This window comes from Streptococcus sp. 1F3, from assembly GCF_054968985.1.
In genome coordinates, this window is sequence record NZ_JBUEQR010000029.1 from 1 (window position 1) to 17,832 (window position 17,832).

Below are 17,832 nucleotides of genomic sequence, written 5' to 3' on the forward strand. Positions count from 1 at the left end.
TTGAAAACTTTAAAAAACGCATTTTGATTGCTTTAAACGTAAAGAAAGAGAGAACCAAGTTCGTCCTCTCTAGGTGTTAGCTTTTCATCTACCCACTACAGTTGACAAAGAGCCTTTTGATTTTAGTCTATCACTTTATTGAAAAACAAAAAGACCCTATCCAATAAATATTGGAATAGAATCTTAACTTAATGACATTGGCCCAATGGCTCACTTTTTTACGGAGAAGAGGAACTAGGAAACATGGTTTGGTGTGGAATTACAAATTGTTTGGGCTCTTCTCACTGCGTGCTTTAACCGTCTAAAGATAGACTTGTTAAAGATTGGAAATAAAACGAGTGAAACTCGTGTCAAACGCTCTCGTATCGTAATTGAACACGCCCTAAACTCTGTGTAAAAAAGATAAACTTTTGCTAGACGCAAGCGTCTTCGCAAAGTTTCCTATTTTTACTTTGAGTTCTTAACGGGCTTTGTATCTTTGTTTAATTGAACTCAGACTAAAAGCTCGGAAAAAAGCTCAACGATGAATAAAAGACAGAACTTGTTTAATTGGCGGTAGCTAGCTGGCTATTTCCTACATTTCATTGGTGACTAGCCTAGCTAGCTTCGCTGGGGTCTCGCAACGAAGTTGCAAGCAACTTCTGCTCGGCCACCTATTTTTCATTCGCTTTTTTAACGCCCTTTGTATCTTACTTTAAACCAATGTTCTTTTCTTTCAGCTGCTTAATCGTTGCTGCTCCGATTCCTTTCAAGGCAAGCAGGTCTTTTTCTGTCCATGTTGCAAAATCAGCTACGTTTGTGATGCCTGCTTGGTAGAAAGTTTCCAAACGACTAGCTGGAATCCCCTCTAATTCTGGTAGAGCTTGGAACTCCTCTAAACTTGTAGTTGCTTGTTCTTTCATATCTGCTACTACTTCCTTGACCTGCTCAACCGCTTGCTCCACAACAGTTTCAGCAACATCAGCAACCTGTCCCAAACGCTCACGGCTTGCTTTTTTCAATTTTGCCCATTCACGTTTCAATGCTTTCTTACGGTTTACTTTTTTCTTTGCCATTTTTCTAATCTCCTTTAGTATCTGCCTTTTAGGTTAATAGTGTCTCTGCCCAAATAATTCATCTGGTAGATCATGGAAGCCTTTGCCAGCAGCATAGTTGGCAAACTTTCCCTGAATAAAGCGATAAGCGTCAACCTTACTCTCATAGCGAATATAGGCATCTGCCGCCCGTTCATCTTTATCTTCTTCTAAGACACGACGGCTTTCTTCCATAGCCATTTCATTGATCATCACCTGAGTATTGACCCAGGCTTCGAACTCCTTTAGAAACTCCTGCTCATAAGTCATTCGTCAATCCTCCTACATAAGGGAGGATTCTTTACCAAAATAAAATAATTACTCGGATTCATACGTCCACCTTCATATATTTTCCCCCATTATAGCACATTCTAAAAGGAAAAGGGAGAGAAAAAGAAAAGTTTACAAGTAAAAGTGCTTTTTATCTCTTATATGAAAAAGGAAGTTTTGGCAAGCAAAGCAAACCACCTCTTCCTTTTGGTTGCTATTTATAATTGAACACAAGCAAAAAGCTCTCGTATCCTATCTCACTCCCACTCAAATTTGTAAGAGGTTTGGTGCTCAAACAACTGGTCTTTTTCTAATAAAATGGAGCCAAAGCCCTCTAGATTGCAGGCGTTGGGCAAGCCTTGACATTCCAAACTAAAAGCTCCGTGATAGGTTGCCATGTCCTCACTTGGAAAATTGTAGGTGTAAATCACTACTGCTGGCTGGTTGGTAGTAACCGTCAAACGAATCTTTTGGTCTGGGCTGATGACCTCTACTGGCTCTGCTACCTTATCTAAAACCCAAGGATGATCATATCCCTTGACCAGCTGATTCTGCGGATGGGTCAATGTAAATCCCTGGGCAAATGTCCCACCTGCTCGGAAATCAAAAGGTGTTTTCTCGACAGAATCTAATCTACCAAGTGGCAGGTTATCCTCTCCGAGAGGAGCGTAAGTTTGAGCTGCAATCCGCACATAATGCTCTGAAATATCCTTGTTGACATCACCCGTCAGATTGAAATAAACATGATTGGTCGGATTAAAAATCGTGTCCTTCTCTGATTGAGCTGTATAGGAAATCTCAAGCTGATTATCCTCCGTCAAACGGTAGCAGGCTTTCACCCGTACAGCTCCTGGAAATCCATTAAAGCCATCTGCAAGCTCAAATGCAAAGCAAACGCTATTTGCTAGCTCATCTACCTCTACATCCCAATAGTGTTCATTTGCCGTATGTATACCACCATGCAAGGTACGTCCTGGTTCATTTTCAGTAAAAGCATAAACCTCTCCCTTGATAGTTGCCTGAGCTTTAGAAATCCGTCCCGCCACGGGTACAATGGTCGCACCAGGATAGGCATCCTTCTGCAAATAGTCCTCATCTGATGATGCGACCATAGTTAGACTGCGCAAGCCTCCATTTTCTTCTACCGGTACCAAAATCTCCACAATTCGAGCCCCAAAATTGGTCAGGGTCACCTGCATTCCAGCTTCATTAACCAAACGGTATTTTTTAGCCTTTTCACTTCCAAATTGACAAACTTCTATCATCATTTCTCCTTTATACAAGACGAGGGTCTTAAAAAAGCAACTATACCCCTAGGGCATCCGTATCTGTAAAACGAGCAAGCTCGTAACAGCTACGGCAAAAATAGGCGGACAAACAGAAGTTGCTTGCAACTTCGTTGCGAGACCCCTGCGAAGCTAGCTAGGCTAGTCATAAATAGTCAGCTAGCTACCGCCAATAGACCGAGTTATTGTATCTGATTCATTTTTAATCTTTTTTCTGAGCTTTTAGCCCATGTTCAATTATATCAAAACTCTTAACAAAATAACCTTTTGATTTTTTAAAGGTATGACTTTGCTAAAACCAAACAAGAGCTGGCATTGCTGCCAACTCCTGAGGATACTTAAAGCTTATTCATCTTCGTCATCTGACATACTTGCCAATACATCGTTGACATACTGGATGTATTCTGATGTATTTTCATCGTAGCGTGATGCGGTTCCAAGGAGGGCATCGTTGATAAAACGAATAACCATTGGCATGTTCATTCCTGCATAGAGGTCAATCTTGCGACCTTCTAAAATCAGTTTGCTGACCACGTTACAAGGTGTCCCGCCGAGCAAGTCTGCAAAGACTACAAAATCATCTAACCCTTGAATCGTATCTAAAAATTTAGCCTGAAACTCTTCTGGGCCTTCTGCTGGAAGCAAGGCAACCGTATGAATATTGTCTTGTGGACCCATAATCATTTCTGTACTTTGCTTTAATCCCTCACAGAATTGCCCGTGACTTACTAATATTAAATGTTTATCCATACATCACACCTTACATCATGCCAAATGCGAAATGGCCAAGAGCTGATAGAGCAAGTGCTACTACAATGATAATGCCGATTGCTTTTGTAGAGGTCATACCTTTACGTCCTAACAACCAGAAGATAGCACCTGTAATCAAAGCTGGCAATAGGCGAGGGAAAATGGTATTTAACAAATCTTGGAGATTAATTTCCTTTTCACCAAGTTTTGGTAGCCAAGAAATCTCAACATTAATCATGGTCGCAATCAAGGCTCCCATCATGAATACCCCAAGAACAGAAGCTGCATCTACAAGAGCATTCAAGGTATCGCGCATAGTGGTTACTAGCTTCACACCTTCTTTATAGGCAAACTCTAATTGTTTCCAACGGAATACATCATAAAGAAAGGCTACAGCTACCCAGAGGGCAATCCCAACAATACCAGCAAGGTTTCCACCTGCAGCCATAGAAGCTGCAATTGTTCCCATAATCGCTGGAACAAGTGAACCAAAGATAGAGTCCCCAAGCGGTGCAAATGGTCCCATCAAACCAGTCTTAATACCATTAACCGCATCTTTTGCTTCAATCCCTTCTTTTTCTTCCAAGGCAAGATCAAAACCTGCAATGATGGTATGGAAGAAGTTAGAAGTGTTGAAGAATTGCGTATGGGTCTTCATCATTTCTTTCAATTCTGGAGTGCCATCTCCATACATCTTACGAAGCTGTGGCAAGATCATATAGAGATAACCAGAACCCTGCATCCGCTCATAGTTCCAACCCAATTGATAGGTGAATAAACTACGCTTGTTAATTTGATTAAAATCTTCTTTTGTTAATTTGTAATTAGATTTCGTCATCTTCAATTTCCCCACTTTCTACGTTTGATACTGGAGCAGCAACTACGGTACGACGCGCATTTTGATAATGAAGTACTGCAAGCAAGATACCGATGATTGCAATACCAATCATAGATAGACCTTTAAAGTTATTGATAAATTCAACACCTGCATCTGCTGGAAGAGTTCCAACAATGCCAGCAACAGCGCCACCTAGAGATGAAACGTTACCGTAAAGAACAGTCAGCATAGCAGTAATACCAAAACCAGCTGCAAGGTAGTGAAGGTTGCGTTTAAGTGGAAGATAGTGAAGTAGGATAGCAAATCCAAGACCTGGAAGCATACGTGCTGCAAGCGTTAGACCTGCTGCAATCCATTTGTACTGAGGTAATTCAATAGCTGTTACCAATGCCTCAACAAGACCACCACCAAAGACAAGGGCAAGAAAGACAGGCAAGGCACGTGATAAAGCCCATGGAATAGCACCTAAAAGATAGTTGCGTTCAATCGCCTTGTAGTCGAAGCGTTCAACCGCTGCATCCACACGGTGAGCAAAGTAAGTAGTTGTAAAGCGACCAAGAATATCTGTATAGACAAGAAGTCCTGCTACCGGTACACCGATAGTCGAAATCGCAATTTCAGGGTCAATTCCTTTGGCTACAGAGAAAGCAGTTGCTAAAACCGCACCAGATGTCGCATCGATACGAGAAGCTCCCCCGAAAGTACCGACACCAAGAACGACCAACTGAAGGGCTGAACCGATCAAAAGACCTGTTTTTAAATCTCCCATGATTAGGCCTGTGATAAATCCTGCAAAGATAGGGGAACCAGCAGAAGATACAATCGTTAACTCATCACAGATTTGATATGCTGAGTACAACGTGAGTAAAAGAATTTGCCACCATTGAATCATGATGTAACCTCCTAAAAATTTTTATAATATACGAAATGAAATCATACTCTCTAAAATCCAACAGAAAAAAGTGAATTTTACGAGTATAGACCAACCTTATCTTACCTTATCAAGCAAAGGCAAGAAATCTTTAGCGGTATCACCTGGTACCATTTGATGAATCAATTTCACACCTTTAGCATTCAATTCATCAAAGACCTTGATGTCTTCATCTACAACATTTACAGAACGAGTAACCGAGCGAGTTTCAGGTGATTGGGACATGTTTCCAACATTGAGCTCAGGTAGTTCAACTCCTCTTTCGACCAATCCCAAGAATGGAGCTGGACGCTTTCCTACAATCAGAAGACGTTGGGAATCATATTTACCTGCTAGGATATTTGCCGCCGCCTTCTCAACTGGTAAAATGGATAATTTTACACCGGCAGGGCAAGCGAGCTTCAAGCCTGATTTTTCAATGTCGTTATTGACTACTTCATCATCCACAACCATAATTCGTGAAATATTTAGTTTAGTTGTCCAAAGATTAGCCACCTGACCATGAATCAAACGACCATCAATACGTGTTCCTATAATTGCCATCATTATTCTCCTTTTTCTTTATACACGTGTTCCTGTGAAAAGCGAAGGTTCTCTCTATACTTGCCTTCTGTTTCAAAGACAATAATCTCATTTTCTCCTTTCTTTAAGTATCCTTTTGGTATATATAGAGAGAGAAGTGGACCTCGTTCCCAGAAACGACCTATATTTTCTTGATTTACAAAGACAACCCCCTTACCAAAACCAGTCATATCTAGATAAGTGTCTTGGCAATGCTCAATCGTCACATGGTAACGATAGAAGGCTGGTTGATCTTCTTCCCATTCTCCTGTGAATGCGAGCTGATCTAACTGCTCCAGCGGCAGCGGATACATGTCCCACTGTCCCATAAAATGCAGATCAGCAATCACACCACGACCTAATCCCTTATATTGAGTAGGGGCTGTTAGCTTGTGACCATAATTCACACGCCCCATATTTTCAACTAGAATGCCCAAGTTTGCTTCTGGATTAGCCTGTGCTACACTGATATCTTCTCCGATTTCTTCTTGATATTGGGTCGCAATCTTTTGACCATCTAAGAAGACTTGAACTCGATCTCTAGCATCGATGATGCGCAAGCGTTCGTCATCAGACTTGTCTTTTTCCATTCTTGTCTGATAGTAAATATAGCCAACATTCTGACCAAGCTCTTCCATTGATTTTGGATAAAAACTACTCTGGCAATCGCTTAGATCCTCTAGTGCTGCAAACAAACTCACCTTATCATTCAAAGCTACATTTGGATAAGCCTTTGCCTCTTTTACCAATGGTTCTGCATACTCAAGTTGCGGATAACGCTCTTTGAGCAAGGCTTGAAGGGCATAAAATTTCTTGGTTGGATTACCTGCCTCATCTAAAATCGCATCGTAGTCATAAGAGGTAATCTGTGGCAAATCAATCTGTCCACGCGCCGAACAACCATTCATAAAGCCGAAATTGGTTCCCCCGTGGAACATATAGAGATTAACACTGCCGATTTCAAGCGCTTCCATCACAGCCTGAGCCAACTCATCTGGATCTCTACGAATGACTTCTTCTCCCCAACGATTGAACCAGCCATCCCAAAATTCCATACACATCAATGGCCATTTTTTACCATGCTCATCAAAGAAAGCCTGTACTTGTTCGAAATTCCCTTTAGCATTTGAACCAAAATTTGCTGTGACTAAAATATCTTCATCAATCAGGGTTCCAGCCCGCAAAGTTGCTCTCCATGAACCATCTGAAGTAAAGAAGGGAGCCGTCAACCCATACTTTCTCATCAGAGCCGCTATTGCCCTCAAGTACTCCTTATCCTCACCATAAGAGCCATACTCATTTTCAACTTGGAACATCAGGATATTGCCCCCTTGGGACAACTGATGCTTGGCTAACTTCGGTAAGAGAAAGGCATAATAATCCTCTACATGGCGTAGGTAGGCTTCATCTCTTGAACGTACACGTACACGCTCTGGCAACAACCAGGCAGGAAGACCTCCCCATTCCCATTCTGCACAAATATAAGGAGACGGACGCACAATCGCATACAAGCCAAGCTCCTGCGCAATCGTTAAAAAGCGCTCAACATCCAAGATTCCTTCGGTTGTAAAAACGCCTTTTTGAGGCTCATGTAAATTCCAAGGAACATAGGTTTCAACTGTATTGAACCCCAGAGCCTTCAAATTATACAAGGAATGATACCAATCATCTGGATGCACTCGAAAATAGTGAATCGCCCCTGACAAAATCTTAAAAGGCTGATCATTTATATAAAATTCTTCTCGAATCTGAAAAGTATTCACTGCACTCTCCTTGTAATCGTTTTCTTTTCTATCAATATATTAACACATTTTACTGGTTATGTCCAGTTGTTTTTAAAAATTTTTCTATTTTCACAAAAATTTAGTATAATAAGTATAATGAGAAGTATGATTCATATTCATGAAAAGGAGGAAAAAACATGAAAATACCAAAATACCAGCAAATACAAAATGACTTACGTCATCAAATTATTTCAGGAAAATTTGAAAACGGTGATAAATTTTATACAGAAGCCGAATTGACAAAACTCTATAATGTTAGCTCAATTACTGTCATTCGAGCCGTTAACGAATTGGTCAAAGATGGCTACCTCGTTCGCCAACAAGGAAAAGGAACCTTTGTCTCCCGCTCGCGCAAGGGCAAACTCGTCGAATTTTCAGACATCGAAGTCTTTCCACTTGAAAAAGATAGGGTCGAAGTGCTAGCCTGTGAAAAAGGCAATGACCCACGTATTCTCGAAAAATTGGAACTCGGTAAAAACGCTTATTATTATAAAATTATCCGCGTTCGCTCAACAGAGCATACACCCTACATCTACCATCAATCCTACATTCCAGATCGCTATATCAAAGAGCCAAATGCAGCACTCTCCCATTTTCAATCCATTTATCAACGCTTTAAATTGGACTTTAATCTCCACATGTCTGAAGAACTCTATGCTGAAACCAATGAGGTGGTCTTCCCTACTCCAACAGAAGTAGCAAAGCACCTCCACATGACAGAAGATGAACCAAGTATGTTCCAAATTCGAACAACCAAACGAATAGGTACAGAGGAAGTCCTTGAATACATCGAAACCTACAAACATTGGCAATTCTTTAAATTTGAAATCGTGGCAAATAAACATTAAGAACCTAGAAATCAAAGGCAAGGAATGCCTGCCTTGTAGCCTTCTCCCAAAAAGACAATGACGCCCTACCTTAGTCAGAGACACTTCTAGATTGCACTAAACTAAAAACCGGGCACTTCCCTCATTTTAGAGTACTTTAGCCTCAAAGTAGCATCACACATTTTAAGGAAACAAGTTGAAAATCGCTCTTATAGTTGTTTCATTTGCTTTTAGTACTAGACAACGAACTGCAGACTGCTTCAACAGTCTAATGACTGTTGAAGGTTGGAAATCATACTGACGATAGTCAGTAACAATCGTAGAGTACGGCAAAGCGAGCTCCAATCATCTTCCAGATGATTGGAAGTTGGAAATAGGGAAACGGAGTTTCCACAATTCTTGAAGTAATAAGAGGTAAACGAAACCATTTTAGAGGAAGAGGAGTTGGCAGACAAGGTCTACTACTTCTATTACAGGAGGTTAAAGTCCAAGGAATCACCAGGAACTGTGATAATATTGGATTGGACAATCCTGCTATCCACCTATTCAAACAGCTTGGCTTTGTAGAAAAGTACACAACAGAAGAATTCATCCTGTTGGAAAAACAATTATAATCTTCAAAAAAAAAAAAGGCAAATCGATTGAATATTACTTGCGCATCCATATTTATTATATCAGAAAACGAACCACAAAAAATCCTCCTAGAAAGATTGGCTTCTAGGAGGATTTCTGATTGTTACGGTAGTTACTACAAAATGTATAGCATCCTTTGAAAAGAGATTGACAAAGTACTATTCTCCACGTGTGTGGCTAATCTTGTAGCGAAACTGATCAGCACGCGCAATACTAAAGGTATATTCGATAATGCGGTTTTTATCATTATAGGTCTTACGAATAAGGTGTAAGACCGCTTCCCCATTATGAATATCTAAGAGGTTGGCTTCGTTTTCAAGTGCAATACTGGCATAAAATTCCTCTTCTGCCAAGCGAATCACTTGAGCATAATCTTCTGCAAAAATTTCATACAAAGGTCTAGTCTGCAACTCCTTTTCAGATAAGGAATCAAAAACTAAGGCAGGTACATAGGTTCGCTCTAACATCATGGGAATCCCATCAGCTAAACGTAGACGTTCCAGCTCAAAGATGGGCTCTCCAATTGCAACCTGTAAGTGCTGCGCCAAATAGTCTGTCGCCTGAATCCGCTCAAAGGATAGGATTTGCGTCTTTGGAACGCGACCAACTCTACGCATCTGCTCCGTAAAGCTATAGGTCGTTGATAGATCAACCGCCTGATGCCCCACTTCTGATACAAAAGTCCCTTTCCCGTGAATCTTATAAACCAACCCTCTTTTTTCTAGTTCCTGCAAGGCTAAACGGACAGTGATCCGGCTAACTCTGTAGACCTGTGTCAATTCTCTTTCTGAGAGCAGTTTTTCATTTGCCACCATCTTGTCTCGAATTTCTGTCTCAAGCGTCTCTACTAGTTGAAGATAAAGAGGCTTTGTATTAGATATATCGACCATGGTATTTACTCCTTCATTGGTTATAACCACTATAAGTATAGGCTATTTCCTCACTAAATGCAAGTTGAACAATACGCTACTCCCTTTTACCTATACCAATAGACTTATGCAAAAATCAAACGTCCCTCGACATCTATCTTTCCGACAGCTCACATGTCCCTTCCATTTGGTCATGAAGTAGCTACTTTTCAATTTCAAAATCTATCTTTTTCTGAAAATATCCCCTTTTATCATTTCAAGGAAGTCCACTATAAGAACACCTGTAATTTCCCAAAGAGAAATCGTGCTAAGGGACCTGCAACGAGGAAATTCAAAGGCAGTGCCATAACCGCATTACGAATCCAAGTAGAGCCATAGCCTCCGAGGCTAAGTGAGGCGCCATTGATGACAAGCCCATAAAAAGACATCAACGATACCATCAACAAGCCAATGATGCTTGAAAGCAAGAAAATCCTTTGCCAATTCTTCAGAGACTGAGAAAATGGTCGCAAAATACGAAAGACAAGCCCTTTAGCTACTGGACCAACAATCAGCATGTCCAAAGTAAACGCTACCAAGAAGGTCGGTACGAAACCAATCATAAGACGCTCCCATGACAACTGTCCTACGAGAAATAAATTCCATGAACTCATTCCAACGACCATTAAACTACACATCAAGGTAGTAAATAACAACGCTTCCTTAACATTTTTTGACATAGCTAGCTCCTTTTATTTTCTGAATACATTATTGTATCATATTTAAAATATTCTTGTAAGCGATTTGTATAAGAAACTCTTCCCTCTCCATACATTTTTGAGGACTTGTTTCCTAGTGTGATGTACCCCTCTACGCCTAAGCTATCCTGATTTAAGGCAGACTTATTGCTATAAAAAATTACAAACTATCCCTAGGAAGAAAGATTCATGTCCTGTCATTCTATACTATCTATATACTGTTTTAGGATGAGCAAGGCACGCTCTATCGCACCTTCCTTTTTACCAAATACATACCTTACTTCATCTCTTAATTCCATATCTGTCAATAGATGATGAAAAAAGACCGACTTCAAAAATGATTCCTTGGGATATGTTGGATTTGGCAAGGCAATGGTAAACAATCCTCCCTCACCACACTCAAATTGAATCCCTTTTCCAGTTGAAGAAACCCCCATATCGAACACATGTGTCTTATAGCGGAACTGAAAACCAAAATTTTCATACTCTCCCTCTGTTATTTCAAAATCATCTACATTCGCTGAAAAGACATTCCACAGGGCTTTTTTCACATTTTTATAGCCCAAACTTTCCTTTACTGGTAAGTACTTCGCATCTGTCATCTAGATGTCCTCCTCATATTTCCATAGGGATCCATTTAGAACCACTATGTGCTACCATATCCAACTGATTTTACAATGATATACTCATTTAGTTTAACTTTTATTACTTCAACGATTGCGGAAACTCCGTTTCCTTATTTCCAACTTCCAATCATCTTCTAGATAATTGGAACTCACTTTGCCTTACTCTACGATTGTTACTGACTATCGTCAGTATGATTTCCAACCTTCAACAGTCCTTAGACTGTTGAAGCAGCCTGCAACTCGTTGCCTAGTATTAAAAGTAAACGAAACAACTATATATTTCCTTCAAAATATACCTAGAACTTCTATTTTTGGCTACTCATCTTCAATTCTTCCCATTCTTTAAAACGCTGATACTGTATTTTCTATCGAAAACGAATCCCCCAATCCTCTCTAATTCCTGTTTTTGAAGAATTTCCCCTATTTTCACTCCTGGATTTTACAAAAAGAGTGACATACTGTCACCCTTCTTCCCTATCTTTCTACCTTCTATAGGTAGGGGATAATCTCTATATTGTTCGTTAGGCAGAGACACGTCAGCACTCAAAACAAGACTGCTCAACCTTCCTTTCGTTGGAGCTTTACTACAGCCTCGGTCCGTGCGGTATGGGGAAACATGTCTACAGACTGGATATAGTCTACTGTATAAACCCTAGCCAACTGGACCAAATCCCTCGCGAGGGTAGAAACATTACAAGACACATAAACCATTTTTTCTGGCTGGTAACGAATAATTGTCTCCAGTAGCTGCTCATCAAGTCCCCTCCGTGGCGGATCAACAATTAAAGCATCTGCCCGATAGCCCTCTCTATACCAACGTGGGATAACTTCTTCTGCCAATCCTGCCTCATAGTATGTGTTTTCTAATCCCAGTGCTGCTGCATTGCGCTTGGCATCCTCAATTGCTTCAGGAATTATATCCATCCCTCGCAAGGACTTTACCTTTCTGGCAAGAGCAAAACCAATGGTTCCGACCCCACAGTAGGCATCAATCACATGCTCATCCCCTTGGATGTCCAATGCCTTGACTGCTTCATCATACAAGATGTGCGTCTGTTCTGGATTCAACTGATAAAAGGCACGCGGTGACAAGGCAAACTCATAGCCTAAGACAGCCTCCTTAATCGTCTCTTGTCCCCAAATAATCTCCGTTTTTTCTCCATAAATCTCACTGGATTTTTTCATGTGCCAGTTGATTGCCACAGTCACAATCTCTGGGAATTTCCCGACCAGCTCTTCCACCAAACGCATCAGATTAACTTGACTAGAGGTCACAAAGATCAACTGAACCTCCCCTGTCTCCCTAGCCCGTCGCACCATGACTGTCCGAATCCCCCTATTCCGTCGCTCATCATAAATAGGAATCCGGTGTTTCCCTAACAAGGCTGCTACCTGATTGATAATCTTTTGCGTCATTTTATCCTGCACTAGGCAGTCCTGAATCGCAACTAGACGATGAGAATGCTCTGCATACAGTCCCGCCTGAACCTTTCCCTTGATGAACCGTGTCTGAAACTGCAATTTTGCTCGGTAATATCTTGGATTTGTCATGCCAATGGTCGAGCGAATAGCATAGTCCTCAAAACCTGCCGGCTGAAATTTCTTCAAGGCTTGACGCAACAAATCTGTCTTGAAATCCAGCTGCCGATCGTAGCGCAAATGCATAATCTGACAGCCACCACAAGCCTCATATACAGGACAGGCCGGGGCAACCCGAAATTTAGAAGCACGATGTACCTTCAGTAGGCGCGCCTCTACAAAATTCCGTCTGACAGCTGTCACCTGACAATAGACTTCTTCCCCTTTTAAAGCTCCCGGTACAAAGACCAAGGTCTTCTGATAAAAGCCAATTCCCTCACCATTGATTCCCATTCGCTTAATTTTTAAGGCAATCCGTTGTTTTACTTGTATACTCATAATACTATTTTACCGGAATTTCATGTATAATGAAAGAATGAAAATCACAAAACTCGAAAAGAAAAAACGCCTTTATCTGCTAGAACTGGATCATTCCAAACAACTCTATATTACAGAGGATACCATTGTCCGTTTTATGCTCAGTAGAGATAAGACCATCTCAGCAGAAACCTTAAGAGAAGTCCAAACCTTTGCTCAACGATCCTACGGAAAAAACCTTGCCCTCTACCACCTTTCTTTTAAACAGCGAACCCGTCAGGAAGTGCAACATTATCTCGAAAAATATGAGATTGAACCGACTACGATTGTCCAAATCTTGGCTGAGCTTGAAACAGATAACTGGATCAACGACCGAAAATATGTTGAAACCTTTCTCTATCAAAATCAATTATCAGGAGACAAAGGCCCACAAGTCCTCAAGCAAAAACTCTCACAAAAAGGGATTCCCATGTCTTTCATCGAAGAAGAAATTCAAAAGTTTGATTTTTTACCAATTGCAGAGCGTGTCTCCCAAAAAATTGCCAAAATACATATTCATAAACTTCCTAGCAGAGCCTTACAAGATAAAGTCCTTCACTCCTTACTAAATAAAGGCTTTTCTTACCAACAAGCCCAAACTGCCCTCAAAAACCTTGAATTAGAATCAGATGACGAAGTAGAAGAAGAATTGATTCAAAAAGAATTGGACAGGCAGTATCGCAAATATAGTCGCAAATATGACGGTTATGACTTACAACAACGCTTAACCCAGGCTCTCATGCGCAAAGGTTATGATTACCAACAAATAAAACGTACGCTACGAGACTACCCTCACCTTTAATTTCCGAACAAAACAATAATGCCGGTGTAAATTTTTCCTATTCTTTAAAAGTTATGGTATAATGAGTAGGACTAAACTTAAATTGTAGAAAGTTGGTAACCATGTGAAATTACCAAAAGAAGGCGACTTTATTACAATTCAGAGTTATAAACATGATGGTCTATTGCACCGCACCTGGCGCGATACCATGGTACTAAAAACAACAGAAAATGCTATCATCGGTGTCAACAATCATACCTTGGTCACTGAAAATGATGGCAGACGTTGGCTTACCAGAGAACCGGCTATTGTCTATTTTCACAAGAAATATTGGTTTAATATCATCGCTATGATTCGTGAAAACGGCGTCTCCTATTATTGTAACCTAGCAAGTCCCTTTGTTCTTGATAACGAAGCCCTTAAATACATCGACTATGACCTTGATGTCAAGGTTTTTGCTGATGGAGAAAAACGCTTGCTAGATGTCGATGAGTATGAACGCCACCGCAGACAGATGAATTACCCAGCAGATATTGACTTTATCCTCAAGGAAAATATCAAAATCCTCGTGGATTGGATCAATCACAAACGGGGGCCTTTCTCGCAAGCCTATGTCAATATTTGGTACAAGCGATATTTAGAACTACGAAGTCGTTAAAGTTGCATACAGAAAAAACCTGATTTTCAGGCTTTTTTCTTACAAAAAGGATTTATTATGGCATTTACAAATACAACTGGACGGTATGCTAGTTTTAGCACCGTCACCTCTCTCCCTAGCAAGATGATAGACAGTATCTGGTATATCATTGATAACTACCTAAAACATGTCATTCCCTTGAAATCAATTCTCCAATTTCAATTAAAGAACAATAAGGGAAAGATTACCCTTGTCTTTTCACAGGAGCATTATCACAACGCACTCTCTGTTGATTTACAACTTCCCTTTGATCCCCTCTATCCATCTAAGTTACTCGTCATTGACAAAAAAGGACAGGAAACAATTCTCCTGCCTGATGAGTTGCATTTTTAATCATTTCACTATTAACAATCGTGGCTCCATCATTTTGTCAGCCACTTTCTTTATTGGATCCAGCCTTATCGTGTTTCGTGTCCTTTTAGTACTAGGCAAGAAGCCGCAGGCTGCTTCAACAGTCTAATGACTGTTGAAGGTTGGAAATCATACTGACGATAGTCAGTAACAATCGTAGAGTAGGGCAAAGTAACTTCCAATCATCTAGAAGATGATCGGAAGTTGGAAATAAGGAAACGGAGTTTCCACAATCCTTGAAGTAATAAAAGGTAAATGAAATGACTATACTATTCAAAATACTCCCGTGAAAGGATCGTCCACTCCCCATCTGCTAGCTGCCTTTCCAAATAGCCATCGGCAGAAATCCGAAACAGCAATTCCGCTTGATGGCGATTTTCATAAACTCTAGCATAAACCAAGCCATCTTTTTCCTTTCGAACATCAATATCACGAATACTACCAATATTAGCATAGGGGGCAACAAACTGCTCATAAGCTGCGCGCACCCAATTTTTTACCTGTTGAGTTGTTAACTTTTTCGTATCAACCTTGATTTTACCTCTAGCGTTCATATAGTCTGTATAGTCAAGGGCAATCCAGCCTTCTCCTGATTTTAACCTCCCCCAGGTATACCCATTATTTTGGTGCACCTCTACTATCGTATAGGTTCCCGGCGGGCAATTTCCTACTATATCCGATGTATCTTGTGGCTCGCTCCTGATATTTAAGTCAGTCACAGAGACCTGAACCATAAATTCATTACCGGTAAATCTTGGCTCATGAACAACTGAAGAGGACGGTCTTGTTTCACTTGCTACTGAAGCCGTAGACTGGGAAACACTACTTCCCATTGAAAAAGCACTAGAACTAGAACTGGAAGTCGAAGATGTAAAAGAGCTATTACTAAACTGGTCAGCTGAAGATAAGGGGAGCCGTTCTTCTTTTTGTCTAAAAAAGAGGGGTAGAAGCAAGAGAAAGATTGTAATCCCTGCCATGCTGCATGCATACACTAACTTTTCTTGCCTACGCTTTTGGATATCCTTTTCCAAATCCCGCATCACATTGTCTTTACTCAGCTCATACTGGTAGACATCGTGGGAAATGCCTAACTCCCCTAGTTCATTGGAGGCTTGAGTTCTAGACCTCCTTGCCTCTTCTCTTAATGGCTTACTTTGCTTCGCCAACGTTTTTTCTTCCAAATACATATTCTGATAAGCAGATTCAAAATGATTCTCCCTACTTAACTCTATATCAGAATGAATATACTCTGAAGTAGACTCAACACCCAACCTTTGTTCCTGTGACTCTTTCATTTAATAAACTCCTCTTGAATGCGAATAGATGGATAATATATGCTCATTTATCTTATCTAAATTCGCTAATTTAGTATCATTCCAAATCGTAAAGATATCCATGATAAACCAAACGAGTAACCAAGCTGGTAAGATGATCGCAACAAGTCCCCAGGATTTCCATGAAAATTGCAATACCAGACTATAAAAGATAAGAACAGCCATAATCAGCACATTGCAGAACAAATGAAGAAAGCCAAGCCCGAGCTGTCCAATATAAAATCGATGAATCCCCAAATATCGAAAGAAAATACAAAAAAGAATTGCCTTAAAAGGCTGACGTAAAGGAAGAATTACAACGCCATTTAATTCTGATTCCGTCAAATACTCTAACCGATAGCGCAGTAAGGCAATCTCATCTTGTGGAAGATTGTCCTTATTTTTTCCAATAAACTGTTGAATCATATCATGAGACATTCAAAACCTCCTTATATAAGCAATGCTTGTTTTGCAATTTTAAACATGTCCAATGAACAATATTTGTCCGATGGCTAGTTAGTTAAAGTTATTGACTTTGTCAATAACTTTATATACAAGTATTGTATATAAAGCATTTTTATAAATGTTTTATTAAAAAAGTATATCAAGGAAAAAGAATCCTATTGATAAGAAAGAGATAGCAGGTTATTTCAAGCAATTCTCTCCACACCTGACCCATCTTATCTAGAAAACTACTTCATAGTCATAATATCACTCGCCCTACTCCAGTAATAGGCATCATCGGCTTTCTGAAGATGCTAAAGAATGAAATCAAACTGAGACATTGATAAAGACTTTTATCCGAACATAATCACGCAAGACTAACCCCCATTAAAAACTCATACTCAATAACAATCAACAGTAGACTAGCTTTCACAATTCAGAATTGTGAAAGGTTGGAAATGAGAGTAGCACCGCTCATTTCCTTATAATTGAAGCCGAAGATAGAACGGGCCTTCACCAAGGCAAGTTGGCGAAGCATCCTTTTGATTTTGAAAGAGTATCAAAGTAAAAAAGAATGTTGGTAGATATAGCAAGCCAAAAGCACATCACTTTTTACTGACAGAAGTTAGACAAGTTCAATTTAAAAATGAGGCTCCTAACTTTAAATGCAAAGAAAAAGTGCTCTATCATTTCTGTAGTGGGTAAATCCCAACCAGAGATGATAGAACTTTTTTGAGTATATACCAAAGTCCCAGCTAACCTTCTAATGAAAAACAACTAAGCAAGGCATTAGAAAGAGAGCATACGGAACTTACATAGTATCACAAAGCTTCTCGGACTAAAAAGGCCTGATATTTCAAATGATTTGACCACTCGAGAAGTTCTTGTTTCGGAACTTTGAAAACTGGCTCTATAATTTCTGTAGTGGGTAAATCCACTGTAGAGATTATGGAGCCTTTTTGAGTATAGAAAAAAAGTCCCATATGACTTATAATGAAAAGCGACGAACAACTCATTAGAAAGACTCATATGGAACAACTAAATCGTATCACAAATTTTCTCAGAATTAAAGACAAAAATATCGTTATCACTAATGAATATGATATGGGAACTCACTTCGAACTCC

19 protein-coding genes are annotated in these 17,832 nt (G+C 40.1%); 5 read left to right on the forward strand and 14 right to left on the reverse strand.

The window, feature by feature from the left end:
* Window positions 1-689 precede the first annotated feature (689 nt).
* From ACVPON_RS02140 to ACVPON_RS02175, 8 genes are all read right to left on the reverse strand, one after another.
* Window positions 690-1,055, reverse strand: coding sequence for a helix-hairpin-helix domain-containing protein (locus ACVPON_RS02140; RefSeq protein WP_462875716.1), 366 nt, complete (start codon window positions 1,053-1,055; stop codon window positions 690-692).
* A 33-nt stretch (window positions 1,056-1,088) separates the two neighbouring features.
* Complete coding sequence (locus ACVPON_RS02145; RefSeq protein ID WP_462875718.1) at window positions 1,089-1,343, reverse strand: DUF1912 family protein; 255 nt, start codon at window positions 1,341-1,343, stop codon at window positions 1,089-1,091.
* Window positions 1,344-1,600: 257 nt separating this feature from the next.
* Window positions 1,601-2,608: an aldose epimerase family protein gene (locus tag ACVPON_RS02150; protein ID WP_462875750.1), complete on the reverse strand. Its 1,008-nt coding sequence runs from the start codon at window positions 2,606-2,608 to the stop codon at window positions 1,601-1,603.
* A 366-nt stretch (window positions 2,609-2,974) separates the two neighbouring features.
* Entirely contained in the window at window positions 2,975-3,379 is a 405-nt protein-coding gene (locus tag ACVPON_RS02155; protein ID WP_462875720.1) for a PTS sugar transporter subunit IIA, read from the reverse strand.
* Between the two features lie 10 nt (window positions 3,380-3,389).
* Window positions 3,390-4,217 (reverse strand): PTS system mannose/fructose/sorbose family transporter subunit IID, encoded by an 828-nt coding sequence (locus ACVPON_RS02160; protein ID WP_462875722.1) that lies wholly within the window; start codon window positions 4,215-4,217, stop codon window positions 3,390-3,392.
* The gene (locus ACVPON_RS02165) at window positions 4,204-5,109 is read right to left on the reverse strand and encodes a PTS mannose/fructose/sorbose/N-acetylgalactosamine transporter subunit IIC (protein ID WP_462875724.1); all 906 of its coding nucleotides are present in this window, start codon (window positions 5,107-5,109) and stop codon (window positions 4,204-4,206) included. Before ACVPON_RS02165 ends, ACVPON_RS02160 begins: the two co-directional genes overlap by 14 nt.
* A gap of 96 nt (window positions 5,110-5,205) precedes the next feature.
* The gene (locus ACVPON_RS02170) at window positions 5,206-5,691 is read right to left on the reverse strand and encodes a PTS system mannose/fructose/N-acetylgalactosamine-transporter subunit IIB (RefSeq protein ID WP_462875752.1); all 486 of its coding nucleotides are present in this window, start codon (window positions 5,689-5,691) and stop codon (window positions 5,206-5,208) included.
* A gap of 2 nt (window positions 5,692-5,693) precedes the next feature.
* The gene (locus tag ACVPON_RS02175; protein WP_462875726.1) at window positions 5,694-7,472 is read right to left on the reverse strand and encodes a glycoside hydrolase family 35 protein; all 1,779 of its coding nucleotides are present in this window, start codon (window positions 7,470-7,472) and stop codon (window positions 5,694-5,696) included.
* A 158-nt stretch (window positions 7,473-7,630) separates the two neighbouring features.
* Here ACVPON_RS02175 and ACVPON_RS02180 point away from each other — a divergent pair, with 158 nt between their 5' ends.
* The gene (locus tag ACVPON_RS02180) at window positions 7,631-8,341 is read left to right on the forward strand and encodes a GntR family transcriptional regulator (RefSeq protein WP_462875729.1); all 711 of its coding nucleotides are present in this window, start codon (window positions 7,631-7,633) and stop codon (window positions 8,339-8,341) included.
* Window positions 8,342-8,727: 386 nt separating this feature from the next.
* Window positions 8,728-8,934 (forward strand): GNAT family N-acetyltransferase, encoded by a 207-nt coding sequence (locus ACVPON_RS02185; protein WP_462875754.1) that lies wholly within the window; start codon window positions 8,728-8,730, stop codon window positions 8,932-8,934.
* Window positions 8,935-9,111: 177 nt separating this feature from the next.
* On the opposite strand, the gene ACVPON_RS02190 is transcribed toward ACVPON_RS02185, so the two are convergent.
* The 4 genes from ACVPON_RS02190 to rlmD form a co-directional block, all read right to left on the reverse strand.
* Window positions 9,112-9,843 (reverse strand): GntR family transcriptional regulator, encoded by a 732-nt coding sequence (locus tag ACVPON_RS02190; RefSeq protein ID WP_462875731.1) that lies wholly within the window; start codon window positions 9,841-9,843, stop codon window positions 9,112-9,114.
* Between the two features lie 248 nt (window positions 9,844-10,091).
* Window positions 10,092-10,541, reverse strand: coding sequence for a DUF2798 domain-containing protein (locus ACVPON_RS02195; protein ID WP_462875733.1), 450 nt, complete (start codon window positions 10,539-10,541; stop codon window positions 10,092-10,094).
* A gap of 215 nt (window positions 10,542-10,756) precedes the next feature.
* Complete coding sequence (locus tag ACVPON_RS02200; RefSeq protein ID WP_462875735.1) at window positions 10,757-11,161, reverse strand: hypothetical protein; 405 nt, start codon at window positions 11,159-11,161, stop codon at window positions 10,757-10,759.
* 582 nt (window positions 11,162-11,743) lie between these two features.
* The gene (gene rlmD, locus ACVPON_RS02205; RefSeq protein WP_462875737.1) at window positions 11,744-13,102 is read right to left on the reverse strand and encodes a 23S rRNA (uracil(1939)-C(5))-methyltransferase RlmD; all 1,359 of its coding nucleotides are present in this window, start codon (window positions 13,100-13,102) and stop codon (window positions 11,744-11,746) included.
* A 37-nt stretch (window positions 13,103-13,139) separates the two neighbouring features.
* On the opposite strand from rlmD, the gene recX reads away from it, so the two are divergent.
* The 3 genes from recX to ACVPON_RS02220 all read left to right on the forward strand — a co-directional run bounded on the left by recX (window position 13,140) and on the right by ACVPON_RS02220 (window position 14,931).
* Window positions 13,140-13,922: a recombination regulator RecX gene (recX, locus tag ACVPON_RS02210; RefSeq protein WP_462875738.1), complete on the forward strand. Its 783-nt coding sequence runs from the start codon at window positions 13,140-13,142 to the stop codon at window positions 13,920-13,922.
* A gap of 103 nt (window positions 13,923-14,025) precedes the next feature.
* On the forward strand, window positions 14,026-14,559 hold the full coding sequence (gene ntdP, locus ACVPON_RS02215; RefSeq protein WP_462875740.1) for a nucleoside tri-diphosphate phosphatase: 534 nt from the start codon (window positions 14,026-14,028) through the stop codon (window positions 14,557-14,559).
* 57 nt (window positions 14,560-14,616) lie between these two features.
* Window positions 14,617-14,931, forward strand: a complete 315-nt coding sequence (locus tag ACVPON_RS02220; RefSeq protein WP_462875742.1) for a DUF960 domain-containing protein — start codon at window positions 14,617-14,619, stop codon at window positions 14,929-14,931.
* A gap of 287 nt (window positions 14,932-15,218) precedes the next feature.
* Here the strand turns inward: ACVPON_RS02220 and ACVPON_RS02225 are convergent, their stop codons facing one another.
* Window positions 15,219-16,244 carry an SH3 domain-containing protein gene (locus ACVPON_RS02225; RefSeq protein ID WP_462875744.1) on the reverse strand — a complete coding sequence of 342 codons (1,026 nt, stop codon included), beginning with the start codon at window positions 16,242-16,244 and terminating at the stop codon, window positions 15,219-15,221.
* Window positions 16,245-16,700 carry an NINE protein gene (locus ACVPON_RS02230; protein ID WP_462875747.1) on the reverse strand — a complete coding sequence of 152 codons (456 nt, stop codon included), beginning with the start codon at window positions 16,698-16,700 and terminating at the stop codon, window positions 16,245-16,247.
* Window positions 16,701-17,832 lie beyond the last annotated feature (1,132 nt).